Below are 12,926 nucleotides of genomic sequence, written 5' to 3'. Positions count from 1 at the left end.
TCACTCTTTTTCCTCGGTAAACCAGGCGTCTAATTCCTGAAGGAGTTCAAGCATAACTTCCCGCGCCGGATGGCCGGGATGTAGCGCCACTTCATAATAAGGCGCGATGGCAAACGCCTGCGGCAACGGGCTATTACTGTCGAGTAGCGCGTGCATCCGTGGAATAAATATCCACTGTAGCCATTCGTAAGGCGCGAGAGTATCCAGACAAAACGGTTTATCGCTGGTAAACGCGGCGGCGTCAGGAGATGTACCCTGCCACTGTTGATGTTGGCGCAGCGTGGCTTCAATACGTAAAAGTTGCTGACGAACAGCTTCAGCTCTGTTCATGATGACCTCAATTCCGGCAAACAGGCGCGAAGCATAGCATTTCATGGCGGGAATAAAAAAAGGGAGCACTGTAAAAACAGTGCTCCCGGTTCGTTTCGCAGCAGTCCAGCTACTTTTGTTGCTCCCTGCTCATCCGTGACAACTTTTCCTGTGAGCTCAAGAGCTCAATGTCCTTATCGATGCATCCTGCACGACATCATCCTGATGGCTTATTTGCACCTTCCTGGCGCTGAGTCCCTGATCGTCCTGATCCACCGAACATCCCGACCGGCTCTCGTTCTCCCTCCTGGAGGTGTCCTTTAACGCAGCCTTGCGTTATCCTTGCTTCATCCTGAAGCCTTCCCTGAATCACCTTCCCGGTGTGTTCCCTATAGAAGTAACATCTTCCTGATGTACACTTCATATCGCGACGTCCTGTCGACACGTATAGAATCCTCTATTACGACTCGTCTTACAAGCGAACGGCGGTCACAAATTGCAGTTAAGTTTCATTCGAAACCAACCTAATAACGCGCAATATCCTGATAAATATGTAATTAAATTTTACACCCAGGTAAATACCCTAAAGTGTTAGCGGCGATCTCTCACAAACTTGTAAGAGATATCTCACAAGTGGATTGGCAAAATAAGCTTACACCTGCGGTTCAAGGCTCGAAAGGAACGCGACGAGTGAGGGTGAAAGCACGGTCCGCTGGCGTGTGCCTATTTTTTCATGCACCACTTCCCCGGTTAGATTACAGACGGAGATCACGTCCATTTCATCGTCACACGTCGCAATAAACAGCGTGGGGGAGAGCTTTAAACGCTTCTGAGTAACCAGGTGTCCAATAAGGTTTTCCTGGACGCGACGAAAATCGTCTTTGCTCCACGTTTGCAGCAGGGTAAGCGGCTGGCCGTCGAAACGCGCCGTCATATCGCCAGCAAATTGCGAGGTATAGAATCGATAGAAATCTGCCTGCAGGACAATATCCATGGCACGTTCCACGGCGCTGAGATCGGTGGCTGGTTCAAACGGCTGCGGCTGCCAGATAACCTTATCCTGCAACGTAGAAATGATGCACGGCGAGGGCACCCCATACAGCTCCTCGCTTTGCGGCCAAGTCCCATAAACGTCATGCCACGCATCGCAAAATCGATGGGTAAAGGCTTTCAGGGCTTGCTGCACGTCACTTTCCACCACGTTTCTCTCTCTTTGCCAGGTACGGTACACTAGGCCGAATATTGTACCTGCTTTATTTTGGTGACACATGACTTCTTATGAAAACCACGCGGCGTTAAGCGGACTGACGCTCGGCAAATCCACGGATTACCGGGATATCTATGACGCCAGCCTGTTGCAGCCGGTGCCGCGCAGTTTAAACCGCGATCCGCTGGGGCTCAGTGCCGATAACTTACCGTTTCACGGTGCGGATATCTGGACGCTGTACGAACTCTCCTGGCTCAACAGTAACGGCTTACCGCAAGTGGCGGTCGGGCACGTCAGCATTGATTCCACCAGCGTAAATCTGGTGGAGTCCAAGAGTTTCAAACTCTATCTCAACAGCTTTAACCAAAGCCGCTTCGCCAGTTGGGATGAGGTACAACAAACCCTGGCGCGGGATTTAAGCCACTGCGCCCAGGGCGAGGTTGAAGTGCAACTCTATCGGCTTCATGACATTGAAGGCCAGGCGGTCGCCGCGTTCGATGGCATTTGTATTGATGACCAGCCCATCACCATTGATAGCTATGAATTTGATGCCGCTTATCTGGAAGGCGCAGCCGGGGAACAACAGGTCGAAGAGACCCTGGTGAGCCATATACTGAAATCCAACTGCCTGATAACTCATCAGCCGGACTGGGGTTCAGTGCAAATCCGCTATCGCGGCCCGCAAATCGACCGCGAAAAACTGCTGCGTTACCTGGTTTCTTTCCGCCACCATAACGAATTCCACGAGCAGTGCGTGGAGCGGATTTTTAGCGACATTATGCGATTCTGCCGCCCGCAAACGCTGAGTGTCTATGCGCGCTATACCCGTCGCGGCGGGCTGGACATCAACCCCTGGCGCAGTAATACCGATTTCACGCCCGCTACGGGTCGGCTGGTGCGCCAATAACTGGAATATGTCTCGCATTTGACACACCATTTTACGTTAGCGGGTTGTTAAACCGGAGCAGGCAGGGCTATTGTAATCACAGGGATCGGCGCGTTGTGCCCGTAAGGAGTTCACTTGATTACACATATTAGCCCGCTTGGCTCAATGGATATGTTGTCGCAGCTGGAAGTCGATATGCTTAAACGCACGGCCAGCAGCGACCTTTATCAACTTTTCCGCAATTGTTCTTTGGCCGTATTGAATTCCGGTAGTCAGACCGACAACAGTAAAGAACTGCTTTCTCGCTTCGAAAACTTTGATATTAACGTGCTGCGCCGCGAGCGCGGCGTAAAGCTTGAGCTCATTAATCCGCCGGATGAAGCATTCGTTGACGGCCGCATTATCCGCTCGCTGCAGGCCAACCTGTTTGCGGTACTGCGCGATATTTTGTTCGTTAACGGGCAAATCACCAGCGCCGGTCGGTTACAACATCTCGATCTGGAAGATTCCACCCATATCACTAACCTGGTGTTTTCCATCCTGCGCAACGCCCGCGCCCTTCACGTGGGCGAAGCGCCGAATATGGTGGTGTGCTGGGGCGGTCACTCCATCAACGAAACCGAGTATCTGTATGCCCGTCGTGTCGGCACCCAACTGGGCCTGCGCGAACTGAATATCTGCACCGGCTGCGGGCCGGGCGCGATGGAAGCGCCAATGAAAGGCGCGGCGGTGGGCCATGCCCAGCAGCGCTATAAAGATGGCCGCTTTATCGGGATGACCGAGCCATCAATTATCGCGGCGGAACCGCCGAACCCGCTGGTCAATGAATTGATCATCATGCCGGATATTGAAAAGCGTCTGGAAGCGTTCGTGCGTATCGCCCACGGGATCATCATCTTCCCCGGCGGTGTAGGCACGGCGGAAGAGCTGCTTTATTTACTGGGCATTCTGATGAACCCGCACAACCAGGACCAAGTGCTCCCGCTGATCCTCACCGGGCCGAAGCAGAGTGCGGATTATTTCCGGGTTCTGGACGAGTTTATTGTCAGTACCCTGGGCGAGCAGGCGCGCCGTTACTACCGCATCATTATTGACGATGCACCGGAAGTGGCGCGTCAGATGAAAAAAGCGATGCCGCAGGTGAAAGAGAACCGTCGTGAAACTGGCGATGCGTACAGCTTTAACTGGTCGATTCGCATTTCGCCAGATCTGCAAATGCCATTTGAACCGACCCACACCAACATGGCGAACCTGAAACTTTATCCTGACCAGCCGACGGAAGTGCTGGCGGCGGATCTGCGCCGCGCCTTCTCCGGCATAGTCGCCGGTAACGTGAAGGAAAACGGCATTCGCGCGATTGAGCAATATGGCCCGTATAAAATTCATGGCGATGCACACATGATGAAGCAGATGGATCACCTGCTACAGGGCTTTGTCGCGCAGCACCGTATGAAATTGCCGGGCAGTGCGTATATCCCCTGCTATGAGATCTGTACCTAGCATAATCTAAAATACCCGGGCGGCCATGAGCCGCCCTTTTTTTCGCCCTGACGGCGAAAAGAAAACGATTGCTTTAGCGTTCCTGGCGAAAAACATCATCCTAACTAATGAATTTTCCTTAATAAATCCCGTTTAACCTCAATTTAACAGAGTAAAATCTGATATCTCTCGCCAGCTGTATCTTGCCCCACCCTGCGAATGATAGCCTTCGCGTCCAATAATGTGGCAAAGGAGTAAAAAATCAGCGCAAAGGCCCAAAAAATACCCTTATGAAAAGTAGATTATGGCAATTGAGATCCCGATCACTGATAGATTGACGCCATAAATGTATCTTTCCGCCCGAAAATAGTTACGGGAAAAAATTATAAAAATCCCCTCTTTACCAGTATTTCGTTTTACAGTCAGGCGCTTTTGCATTGGATGTCTCTAAAAGCCTGATTTTTATGCTTCCTCCAGGAGAAACAGATGGAAACCACCCAAACCAGCACCATTGCGTCAACCGCGACGCGCAGTTCATGGCGCAAAACCGACACCATGTGGATGCTTGGCCTGTACGGCACAGCAATCGGCGCAGGTGTTCTTTTCTTACCTATTAACGCCGGTGTCGGCGGCATGATCCCGTTAATCATCATGGCGATCATTGCTTTCCCGATGACCTTCTTTGCACACCGTGGGCTGACCCGCTTTGTGCTGTCAGGCAAAAACCCGGGCGAAGACATCACTGAAGTGGTTGAAGAACACTTCGGCGTTGGCGCAGGTAAACTGATTACCCTGCTCTACTTCTTCGCGATTTACCCAATCCTGCTGGTATACAGCGTGGCAATTACCAATACGGTGGACAGCTTTATTACCCACCAGTTGGGCATGACTGCGCCACCGCGTGCGATCCTTTCTCTTATTCTGATTATCGGCATGATGACCATCGTGCGTTTCGGTGAGCAGATGATCGTGAAAGCGATGAGCGTGTTGGTGTTCCCGTTCGTCGCGGCACTGATGCTGCTGGCGCTTTACCTGATCCCACAGTGGAGCGGTGCGGCGCTGGACACTCTGTCCTTCAGCTCTGCGGCAACCTCTACCGGCAACGGCCTGTGGATGACCCTGTGGCTGGCGATCCCGGTAATGGTGTTCTCTTTCAACCACTCTCCGATCATCTCCTCCTTCGCTGTGGCGAAGCGTGAAGAGTACGGCGTGGAAGCAGAGAAAAAATGTTCACGTATTCTTGCCTTCGCACACATCATGATGGTGCTGACGGTGATGTTCTTCGTGTTCAGTTGCGTACTGAGCCTCTCCCCGGCTGACCTGGCGGAAGCAAAAGCGCAAAACATCTCAATTCTGTCTTATCTGGCTAACCACTTTAACGCGCCGATCATCGCCTGGATGGCACCGATCATTGCGATTATCGCTATCACCAAATCCTTCCTGGGCCATTACCTGGGCGCACGTGAAGGCTTCAACGGTATGGTGATTAAATCTCTGCGTGGCAAAGGTAAATCTATCGAAATCAACAAACTGAACCGCATCACTGCACTGTTCATGCTGGTTACCACCTGGATTGTGGCAACCCTGAACCCGAGCATCCTGGGCATGATTGAAACCCTGGGCGGCCCGATCATCGCAATGATCCTGTTCCTGATGCCGATGTATGCCATCCAGAAAGTACCGGCTATGCGCAAGTACAGCGGCCATATCAGCAACGTATTCGTGGTTGTGATGGGCCTGATTGCCATCTCCGCTATCTTCTACTCGCTGTTTGGCTAATAGCCTCATCCGCGCCGCTCGCAGAGCGGCGCATGCCCTTACCTCTCACTACGCAATGGATGCATCATGATTAGTGTTTTTGATATTTTCAAAATCGGTATCGGTCCTTCCAGTTCCCATACTGTCGGGCCGATGAAAGCGGGCAAGCAGTTTACGGATGATTTAATCGCACAAGGATTGTTGCGTGATGTTACCCGTGTCGTTGTTGATGTTTACGGTTCACTTTCCCTGACGGGCAAAGGGCACCACACTGATATTGCTATCATTATGGGTCTGGCGGGCAACCTGCCGCACTCGGTTGATATCGATAGTATCCCTGGTTTTATCCAGGACGTTAACACCCATGGACGCCTGCTGCTGGCTAATGGCGAACACGAAGTCGAGTTCCCGGTCGATCAGTGCATGAATTTCCACGCTGATAACCTTTCTCTGCACGAAAACGGGATGCGCATTACCGCGCTTGCCGGTGACAAGGTGGTTTACAGCCAAACCTATTACTCCATCGGCGGCGGATTTATTGTGGATGAAGACCACTTCGGCGTGACCAGTGCGTCACCGGTTGAAGTGCCTTATCCGTATAAAAACGCGGCGGATCTACAGCGCCATTGCCGCGAAACCGGCCTGTCGCTCTCTGGCCTGATGATGAAAAACGAACTCGCTCTGCACAGCAAAGAGGAGCTCGAAACCCATCTGGCCCAGGTCTGGGAAGTGATGCGCGGCGGTATTGAGCGCGGCATCACCACCGAAGGCGTACTGCCGGGCAAACTGCGCGTACCGCGCCGTGCCGCGGCGCTGCGTCGTATGCTGGTCAGCAGTGATAAAACCACCATGGACCCGATGGCGGTAGTGGACTGGATCAACATGTTCGCGTTGGCGGTCAACGAAGAGAACGCCGCAGGCGGGCGCGTCGTCACCGCGCCAACCAACGGTGCCTGCGGCATTGTTCCGGCGGTGCTGGCGTACTACGACAAGTTTATCCGCGAAGTGAACGCTAACTCGCTGGCGCGTTACCTGCTGGTTGCCAGCGCTATTGGCTCGCTTTACAAGATGAACGCGTCCATTTCCGGTGCGGAAGTGGGTTGCCAGGGCGAAGTGGGCGTAGCCTGCTCCATGGCGGCGGCGGGTCTGGCGGAATTGCTGGGCGCAAGCCCGATGCAGGTATGCATCGCGGCGGAGATCGGCATGGAACATAACCTTGGCCTAACCTGCGACCCGGTTGCCGGACAAGTCCAGGTGCCGTGCATCGAGCGTAACGCGATTGCCGCAGTTAAAGCGGTAAACGCCGCGCGTATGGCGCTGCGCCGCACCAGCGAGCCACGCGTCTGCCTCGATAAAGTCATCGAAACCATGTACGAAACAGGTAAAGACATGAACGCCAAGTACCGCGAAACCTCACGCGGCGGCCTGGCGATGAAAGTCTCCTGCGATTAACCCTCCCTCCTCCGCCTTCCACCGTGAAGGCGGAGCTGTTTTTGCGGCATATCTTCCTGATTTCCCCTCATTTGTGGTTCATGCTATCGAGAAATGATAGGGTAGCCCCACACTTACACGGAGGCGGAATACATGGCGGTACTGTTAATCGTTGACGCACTCAATCTGATTCGTCGCATTCATGCTGTGCAGGGCTCACCCTGCGCTGATACCTGTATTCATGCGCTTCAGCAGTTAATCGTACACAGTAACCCGACCCACGCCGTTGCCGTGTTTGACGACGAGGCGCGCGATAGCGGCTGGCGACACCAGCTTTTCCCGGATTACAAAGCCGGACGCGCGCCGATGCCGGACGATCTGCATGCCGAAATGCCTGCCCTGCGCCGGGCGTTTACCGACTACGGCGTGGCGTGCTGGCACTCTCCAGGCAATGAGGCGGACGATCTTGCCGCAACGCTGGCGGTAAAAATCGCCAGCGCCGGGCATCAGGCTATGATTGTTTCCACTGATAAAGGCTATTGCCAGCTATTGTCACCGGCAATCCAGATCCGCGATTACTTTCAAAAGCGCTGGCTGGATGCGCCGTTTATCGAAAACGAGTATGGCGTTGCGCCGCAGATGCTGCCGGATTACTGGGGCCTGGCGGGCATCAGCAGTTCAAAAATCCCCGGCGTAGCGGGTATCGGACCCAAAAGCGCCACTCAACTTATTGGCGAGTTCGGCTCGCTGGAAAACATTTACGCCAATCTGGAAAGCGTACCGGAGAAATGGCGCAAAAAGCTTGAAGCGCACCGTGAAGCTGCCTTTATGAGCCGCGCCATCTCGACGTTGAAAACGGATTTACAACTGGACGGCAATTTACAACAGTTGCGCCTGACGCGGCGCTGATCCTCAGAAACAACAAAGGGCCCGAAGGCCCTTTGTGAATGTGATAATGCAAGAGAACGTGACTTAACGCTCGTCGCGGCGTCCGCCCACCGCTGCCCACATACGGCGCACGTGAACGGTCACTTCTTCACGGTCGTGATAAAGCTGACGCGCCTGGATCTGGGCGCTGATGTTGTTAGCATCCAGCTGTTCCTGAATAAACGCGATGTTCTGCGAGACTTCTTCGTAGCGCTTTTTCATCGGCAACTTGAGGTTGAAAATCGCCTCGCGGCACCAGCCGTTCACCAGCCACTGCGCCATCAGCGCCGACACTTTGGCGGGCTTCTCCACCATATCGCACACCAGCCAGGAGATGTTGTTACGATTTGGGCGATAGCGGAAACCGTCTTCGCGCAGCCAGGTTACCTGCCCGGTATCCATCAGGCTTTGCGCCATCGGGCCGTTGTCCACTGACGCCACCCACATATTGCGTTTCACCAGCTGATAGGTCCAGCCGCCGGGGCACGCGCCGAGGTCGACGGCATGCATGCCGTTCGCCAGACGTTCGTCCCACTCATCCGCCGGAATAAACACGTGGAACGCTTCTTCCAGTTTCAACGTTGAGCGGCTTGGCGCATCAGACGGGAATTTCAGCCGCGGGATGCCCATATAGAACGGGGAATTGTTAGTGGTATACGAATAGCCGGTGTAGCAGCAGCCAGGAGCGATAAAGAAAACGTGCACCACCGGGCGCTTCGGGGTTTCGAACTTCGCCAGCACATTGGCTTCACGCAGCGCAGCGCGCAGCGGCACGGTGAATTTGCGGCAGAACTTCATCAGTTCTTTGCTTTCGTTGGTATCGGCCACTTCCACGCGCAGATCGCCACCCTTTTCCACCACGCCCTGTAACATGCCGACAATCGGCGTAATACGGTCTTCCGGGGGAAGATTTTGCAGCAGTTCACCGCCAACAAACATCTGGCGGGCAAAAATCAGCGAACTGAACGGCAGCTCGCGCGCCAGTTTATCGGCCTCTTCTGGCTGGTAGCATTCAAAAATCACATAGCCGGATTGCTCTTTAACGCGTGCAAACCCATAAACGTTCAGGAGAGCCGCTTTATCGGTAATCTCCGCCGCACACTCTTTCTCAAAACCCTGGCGGCAATACAAAATTACCTTATTCATGCCCACTGCCTTTTCGTTTCAGACGCACCGCGCCAATTAACATCAATATCCAACCGGCGAGGAAACTGACGCCCCCTACCGGCGTAACAAACGCCCACAGGCGCAAATGTGACAGCGCCAGGCAATACAGACTGCCGCTGAACAATACGGTACCCAGCGCCATAAAGACGCTGCTCCAGTAAAACCAAATGCTGATGCGGCGCTGCATGGCAACCGCCAGCCCTAAAATCGCAAGGGTATGGAACGCCTGATATTGCAGGCCGGTCTGGATCCATCCCATTTCCATCGGCCCAATGGTTTTACTTAATACGTGTGCGCCAAAGGCCCCAAGCGCCACAAAAATAAAGCCGCTAACGGCAGTAAAAATCAGCATGAATCGGCTGGTCATGTGTTAGCCCTAAAGTAATGCGTACCCGTCGTACGCAAAAAAATGATTATTGCTCATAGCGAAAACGGAATTTTTCCTGCTCGCTGGCTGCTTTCGACAGTATCCATTGGCGAAAGGCCGCTATTTTACCCAGTTCTGCCTGACTGTCATGACATACCAGATAAAACGCGTTTTTACTCACCAGCACATCATTAAACGGGCAAGCCAGACGCCCGGCTTCGATTTCGGTTTGCGCCATCACGTTATTCGCCAACGCAATGCCCTGGCCGTGGATCGCCGCCTGCAGCACCATGGCGCTGTGGCTGAAAATCGGTCCCTGCTGCACGTTAATATGTGTAAGACCAAGCTGACGCGTATAAGTTTGCCAGTCGCGGCGCGATGCATCGTGCAATAACGTATGGCGGCCCAGATCTTCCGGCACTTTCAGCGGCTTATCACCGGTTAACAGCATCGGCGAACAAACCGGCAGCAGATATTCTGCATACAGTTTTTCAACCCGCAGTCCCGGCCAGTTGCCGCGCCCGTAGAAAATCGCCACGTCGACATCGTCCGCCAGCTTATCTTCCTGCCGATCGACCGCCTGGATACGCACGTCGATGCCAGGATACGCCATATTAAAACTGGAAAGACGAGGCACCAGCCAGTGGATGGCAAAGCTCGGCAGCAGGCTAACCGTCAACGCGCCTTTCGCACTGCGCGCCTGAAGTTTACGGGTCGCTTCGGTAAGCTGCGAGAAAATTTCTTTGATGTCCAGAAAATAACTCTGGCCCTCTTCCGTGAGCAATAACGAGCGATTGCGTCGGCGAAATAGTTTTAATCCGAGAAAGTCTTCCAGAGACTTAATTTGATGGCTCACTGCCGCCTGGGTGACGAACAGTTCTTCTGCCGCTTTGGTAAAGCTTAAATGGCGGGCTGCTGCATCAAATACGCGTAATGCGTTTAATGGGGGTAATCGCTTTGACATGGTCACCGGACTTGTATGTTAATGCTCAGTAACAAACAGGAAACAAGAGTTAACCTATTAGTTTTTTTTATCTGAGCCATTATAAATTGTCCGTTGAGGTTGCACCAGCAAATACCTATCATGGCGCCACTTCCTGAGCCGGAACGAAAAGTCATTGGGATGGTCGTTGTGAACGATAGTTCTGAAGGCTTTTGGCTTACGGTTGTGATGTTGTGTTGTTGTGTTTGCAATTGGTCTGGAATTCAGACCTCGGTAGCGAGACTACCCCTTTTCACTTCCTGTACATTTACCCTGTCTGTCCATAGTGATTAATGTAGCACCGCAAATTGCGGTGCTTTTTTTTATCTACTGCTTTCGAACGCTTAGCGTTCCAGCTCAACCATTTCTTTGATATCACTGTGGTTGATCTGCTGCTTGTTGCCGTTGGCGTCGGTGTACTTGATCATACCGGTTTCTTTATCGGTCTGCGGTTTACCTTCAGACACAATCGAACGACCATCGTTGGTGTGCATCACATAGTTCGGGCTGGAACATGCGCTCAGGGCAAAGGCCATTACACAAGCGGATACTACTGCGGCTGTCTTATTCATATTCTTCTCCTCGTAGAGTTTCATGCTCTGTAAAGCTCATCTACTAACAGGCAAAAATATTTGCCAAACAATAATTAGCATAACGTTCTTTCACCGGGTTGCCTGGATAAACAGACTAATCCGAGGATTATCAATCGCCTTGTGTCAGCCAGTGAAATGCGCCACGATCGGGTGAAATGAGAGGATCGCCATGACAGCATTCAACCCCACCCTTTTTCGCAGCGCCTTTCCCGCGCTGGCCGATGCAGGCGTGTATCTGGACAGCGCCGCCACGGCTTTGAAACCGCAGGCAGTCATCGACGCCGCACAGCAGTTTTACAGTTTAAGCGCTGGCAACGTTCATCGTAGCCAGTTCACCAGCGCCCAGCGCCTGACCGCGCAGTATGAAGCGGCACGCGACCACGTCGCCCGGCTGATTAACGCGCCGCACAGCCACAACATCGTCTGGACGCGCGGCACTACTGAAGCCATTAATATTGTCGCCCAGTGTTATGCGCGTCCGCGCCTCAAGCCGGGCGATGAAATTATCGTCAGCGTTGCCGAGCACCACGCCAATCTGGTGCCGTGGCTGATGGTGGCGCAGCAAACCGGGGCGCGAGTCGTCAAACTCCCGCTTAATACCCGCTATGTACCGGACGTCGACGGCCTGGCGGCGCTAATCACGCCACGCACCCGCATTCTGGCGCTGGGTCAAATGTCCAACGTCACGGGCGGTCGCCCGGATCTGGCTAAAGCCATTGATATTGCTCATTCAGCAGGGGCGGTTGTGATGGTGGACGGTGCGCAGGGCGTGGTGCATTGCCCGGCGAATGTCCAGGCGCTGGATATCGATTTTTATGCCTTCTCCGGTCACAAGCTTTACGGCCCAACCGGCATTGGTGTGCTGTACGGCAAAACCGCCTTGCTAAACGGTATGGAACCCTGGCTCGGCGGCGGAAAAATGCTCACTGAGGTGTCGTTCGAGGGCTTTACACCTAAGCCTGCCCCCTGGCGCTTTGAAGCCGGTACGCCGAACGTGGCGGGCGTGATGGGGCTAAGCGCGGCGCTGGAATGGCTGGCGATGGTGGATGTCGTGGAGTCAGAAAATTACAGCCGCGGGCTGGCAACCCTGGCGGAAGACGCGCTGGCTAAGCGTCCCGGTTTCCGCAGTTTCCGCTGTCAGGACTCCAGCCTGTTAGCCTTTGATTTTGCAGGTGTTCACCACAGCGACATGGTCACGCTGCTGGCGCAATCCGGCATCGCCCTGCGCGCCGGGCAACACTGCGCCCAGCCGTTGCTGGCGGAGCTGGGCGTCAGCGGTACGCTGCGCGCCTCATTTGCGCCCTATAATACCCGTCAGGACGTAGACGCGCTGGTTGCCGCAGTGGACCAGGCGCTGGAACTTTTGGTGGATTAAATGACAAGTACATTTCTGGCCGGGCACCCGTTCGGTACCTCAATCACGGAAGAAACGCTGCGCCAGCAGTTCGCGCCGCTCAACCAGTGGGAAGAGAAGTATCGCCAGTTGATTTTACTGGGCAAACAGCTACCGCCGCTGCCGGCGGATTTGAAACAGGAAAATATCGAGATTGCCGGCTGCGAGAACCGTGTCTGGTTGGGGCATACCCGCCAGGCCGACGGCACGCTGCATTTCTATGGTGACAGCGAAGGCAGGATAGTTCGCGGCCTGCTGGCGATCCTGCTAACGGCGATTGAAGGTAAAACGCCGGAGCAACTGACCCGCCAGGATCCGCTGACGCTGTTTGATACCTTAGGATTGCGCGCCCAGATTAGCGCTTCCCGCAGCCAGGGATTAGACGCCCTGGCGAATGCGGTGGTGCAGGCGGCGCGGGAAGCGTAGC

13 protein-coding genes are annotated in these 12,926 nt (G+C 54.0%); 7 read left to right on the top strand and 6 right to left on the bottom strand.

The annotated features are described in order from the left end of the window. Positions 1 to 330, bottom strand: coding sequence for a YqcC family protein (locus tag ACVV26_RS04305; RefSeq protein WP_474800145.1), 330 nt, complete (start codon positions 328 to 330; stop codon positions 1 to 3). A gap of 631 nt (positions 331 to 961) precedes the next feature. Further along, entirely contained in the window at positions 962 to 1,507 is a 546-nt protein-coding gene (gene syd, locus ACVV26_RS04300; RefSeq protein ID WP_474801721.1) for a SecY-interacting protein, read from the bottom strand. A gap of 70 nt (positions 1,508 to 1,577) precedes the next feature. Between syd and queF the strand changes: the two genes are divergently transcribed. The 5 genes from queF to xni all read left to right on the top strand — a co-directional run bounded on the left by queF (position 1,578) and on the right by xni (position 7,979). Then, positions 1,578 to 2,423, top strand: coding sequence for an NADPH-dependent 7-cyano-7-deazaguanine reductase QueF (queF, locus tag ACVV26_RS04295; RefSeq protein WP_474800143.1), 846 nt, complete (start codon positions 1,578 to 1,580; stop codon positions 2,421 to 2,423). 114 nt (positions 2,424 to 2,537) lie between these two features. Continuing rightward, positions 2,538 to 3,902, top strand: a complete 1,365-nt coding sequence (ppnN, locus tag ACVV26_RS04290; protein ID WP_474800142.1) for a nucleotide 5'-monophosphate nucleosidase PpnN — start codon at positions 2,538 to 2,540, stop codon at positions 3,900 to 3,902. A 465-nt stretch (positions 3,903 to 4,367) separates the two neighbouring features. Continuing rightward, positions 4,368 to 5,660 carry an HAAAP family serine/threonine permease gene (locus ACVV26_RS04285; RefSeq protein ID WP_474800141.1) on the top strand — a complete coding sequence of 431 codons (1,293 nt, stop codon included), beginning with the start codon at positions 4,368 to 4,370 and terminating at the stop codon, positions 5,658 to 5,660. A 66-nt stretch (positions 5,661 to 5,726) separates the two neighbouring features. Continuing rightward, complete coding sequence (locus ACVV26_RS04280; protein ID WP_474800140.1) at positions 5,727 to 7,091, top strand: L-serine ammonia-lyase; 1,365 nt, start codon at positions 5,727 to 5,729, stop codon at positions 7,089 to 7,091. Positions 7,092 to 7,223: 132 nt separating this feature from the next. Next, positions 7,224 to 7,979, top strand: coding sequence for a flap endonuclease Xni (xni, locus tag ACVV26_RS04275; protein WP_474800139.1), 756 nt, complete (start codon positions 7,224 to 7,226; stop codon positions 7,977 to 7,979). Positions 7,980 to 8,042: 63 nt separating this feature from the next. On the opposite strand, the gene rlmM is transcribed toward xni, so the two are convergent. The 4 genes from rlmM to ACVV26_RS04255 form a co-directional block, all read right to left on the bottom strand. Further along, entirely contained in the window at positions 8,043 to 9,143 is a 1,101-nt protein-coding gene (gene rlmM, locus ACVV26_RS04270) for a 23S rRNA (cytidine(2498)-2'-O)-methyltransferase RlmM (RefSeq protein WP_474800138.1), read from the bottom strand. Further along, complete coding sequence (locus tag ACVV26_RS04265) at positions 9,136 to 9,531, bottom strand: DUF423 domain-containing protein (protein WP_161660265.1); 396 nt, start codon at positions 9,529 to 9,531, stop codon at positions 9,136 to 9,138. Before ACVV26_RS04265 ends, rlmM begins: the two co-directional genes overlap by 8 nt. 46 nt (positions 9,532 to 9,577) lie before the next feature. Continuing rightward, positions 9,578 to 10,495, bottom strand: a complete 918-nt coding sequence (gene gcvA / locus ACVV26_RS04260; protein ID WP_183170085.1) for a glycine cleavage system transcriptional regulator GcvA — start codon at positions 10,493 to 10,495, stop codon at positions 9,578 to 9,580. A 362-nt stretch (positions 10,496 to 10,857) separates the two neighbouring features. Continuing rightward, positions 10,858 to 11,085: a YgdI/YgdR family lipoprotein gene (locus ACVV26_RS04255; RefSeq protein ID WP_125295576.1), complete on the bottom strand. Its 228-nt coding sequence runs from the start codon at positions 11,083 to 11,085 to the stop codon at positions 10,858 to 10,860. A gap of 190 nt (positions 11,086 to 11,275) precedes the next feature. Between ACVV26_RS04255 and csdA the strand changes: the two genes are divergently transcribed. Together csdA and csdE are read left to right on the top strand one after the other, a co-directional pair. Beyond that, complete coding sequence (gene csdA, locus ACVV26_RS04250) at positions 11,276 to 12,481, top strand: cysteine desulfurase CsdA (protein ID WP_474800137.1); 1,206 nt, start codon at positions 11,276 to 11,278, stop codon at positions 12,479 to 12,481. Next, a complete protein-coding gene (gene csdE / locus ACVV26_RS04245; protein WP_474800136.1) occupies positions 12,482 to 12,925 on the top strand; it encodes a cysteine desulfurase sulfur acceptor subunit CsdE in 444 nt (147 codons plus the stop codon). It begins immediately after the preceding gene. The last annotated feature ends 1 nt before the right edge of the window (position 12,926 follow it).

The sequence above is a fragment of the Atlantibacter sp. MEI4A-1023 genome (genome assembly GCF_056155425.1).
This window is presented reverse-complemented; position numbering and strand designations above follow the sequence as displayed.

Coding starts and splice junctions, on each gene's coding strand:
- rlmM (WP_474800138.1), bottom strand. CDS start 9,143: ATGAATAAGGTAATTTTGTATTGCCGCCAGGGTTTTGAGAAAGAGTGT.
- csdE (WP_474800136.1), top strand. CDS start 12,482: ATGACAAGTACATTTCTGGCCGGGCACCCGTTCGGTACCTCAATCACG.
- ACVV26_RS04280 (WP_474800140.1), top strand. CDS start 5,727: ATGATTAGTGTTTTTGATATTTTCAAAATCGGTATCGGTCCTTCCAGT.
- gcvA (WP_183170085.1), bottom strand. CDS start 10,495: ATGTCAAAGCGATTACCCCCATTAAACGCATTACGCGTATTTGATGCA.
- csdA (WP_474800137.1), top strand. CDS start 11,276: ATGACAGCATTCAACCCCACCCTTTTTCGCAGCGCCTTTCCCGCGCTG.
- xni (WP_474800139.1), top strand. CDS start 7,224: ATGGCGGTACTGTTAATCGTTGACGCACTCAATCTGATTCGTCGCATT.
- ACVV26_RS04265 (WP_161660265.1), bottom strand. CDS start 9,531: ATGACCAGCCGATTCATGCTGATTTTTACTGCCGTTAGCGGCTTTATT.
- queF (WP_474800143.1), top strand. CDS start 1,578: ATGACTTCTTATGAAAACCACGCGGCGTTAAGCGGACTGACGCTCGGC.
- ACVV26_RS04305 (WP_474800145.1), bottom strand. CDS start 330: ATGAACAGAGCTGAAGCTGTTCGTCAGCAACTTTTACGTATTGAAGCC.
- ACVV26_RS04255 (WP_125295576.1), bottom strand. CDS start 11,085: ATGAATAAGACAGCCGCAGTAGTATCCGCTTGTGTAATGGCCTTTGCC.
- ACVV26_RS04285 (WP_474800141.1), top strand. CDS start 4,368: ATGGAAACCACCCAAACCAGCACCATTGCGTCAACCGCGACGCGCAGT.